Annotated in this window: 1 protein-coding gene; it reads left to right on the plus strand. The window is 40.5% G+C overall.

The features are described from left to right. The first annotated feature begins 73 nt into the window (after positions 1 to 73). Entirely contained in the window at positions 74 to 1378 is a 1305-nt protein-coding gene (locus tag FTV13_RS15510; protein ID WP_159124039.1) for an IS4 family transposase, read from the plus strand. Positions 1379 to 1392 lie beyond the last annotated feature (14 nt).

The raw sequence follows: 1392 nt of genomic DNA on the forward strand, positions 1-1392 counted from the left end.
TAATGCCAGTCAGTTAAGCAGACATTAGAAAAATGTAGTAAAAATGAGTGTATGCCAATACGCTCATTTTTTTATGACTTTATCTGAAAATTTAGATTGTACTCTTCAACATTCTCTACCTTCACTTAGCCATTTCAGTGAATTCATTGATTTAAATTGGATTGAAGAGAGCCTGCGTCAAACAGGTAAGGCTTCTATCAGGAGAAGAAAATTACCTGCCGAACATGTGGTATGGCTGGTGATTGGGCTTGCCCTGTTTCGAGATCAACCGATCGGGTATGTGGTAGAGCAACTAAAACTTGTGTTTGGTACCACAGAATATTGCGTTCCCAGTGCAGCAGTACAAGCACGACAACGCTTAGGGCGAGAGCCCTTGAATGCCTTGTTTTCTCTACTCAGCCAAGCCTGGTTTGAAGAATCCCAACAGCAATACTCAAACTTTCATGGCCTTAGTGTATGTGCTGTTGACGGGGTGGTTTGGTCTATGCCTTATACAGATGAGAATTTTGCACACTTTGGCTCATCTAAGGGTAAAACTGCGGTAGCACCTTATCCGCAAGTGAGAGCAACCTGTCTGGTGAATACCAACACCCATGAAATCATTGATGCCCAAATAGGTAGCATGGATCAAGGTGAACTTACACTGGCAAATCGATTATGTCCTCCATCGCATAGTATTACTCTGTTTGATCGAGCCTATTTTTCTGCTGATTTTCTAATAGGATGGCAAACACGTGCAGAGGCAAGCCATTGGCTTATGCGCGCAAAAGATAATTTACGCTATGAGATCATTAAGCGTAATTCCCAGCATGACTTTCATATCAGGATGCCAATATCAGCAAGAGCCAAGAAGCTGAATTCAACATTAGGGGATTATTGGGAAGCGCGTTTGATTGAAGTTGAGCAGGCAGGAAAAATTAGACGCTATATCACTTCATTAATAGATTCAAAGATATATCCACTGCTAGCCTTAGCAAAGCTTTATGCTCAGCGCTGGGAAATAGAAATGTGTTACCGAGAAATCAAAAGTGATTTACAGGAAAGTAAGCATTTGAGGAGCAAGCAACCTGATTTAATTTATCAAGAATTATGGGGTGTCTTCATTGCTTATAATATTCTAAGAAGACAAATGAAATATATGGCTCAACGTGCAAAAGTCAGTCCTTTGAGAATCAGCTTTCATATTGCATCTATCGGCATCCTTAATATATTAAGATTCGACTCTTTAGACTCCGCAGGGAATTTACCCAAACATCTAGAAAGTTTACTGGAGAAATCTAGGAGGTATGTTTTGCCTGAGAGGAGGGTTAGAAGTTGCCCAAGAGTTGTGAAAGGTAAACCACTGAAATACCCAAGAAAATGCCAGTCAATTTCTTAACTGACTGGCATTAC

Origin of the sequence: Acinetobacter sp. YH12235 (assembly GCF_013417705.1) — a bacterium.
In the GTDB taxonomy this organism is placed as follows: Bacteria; Pseudomonadota; Gammaproteobacteria; order Pseudomonadales; family Moraxellaceae; genus Acinetobacter.

What these genes read in the sequence shown, in the direction of transcription:
- FTV13_RS15510 (WP_159124039.1), top strand. Translation starts at nt 74, where the DNA reads ATGACTTTATCTGAAAATTTAGATTGTACTCTTCAACATTCTCTACCT.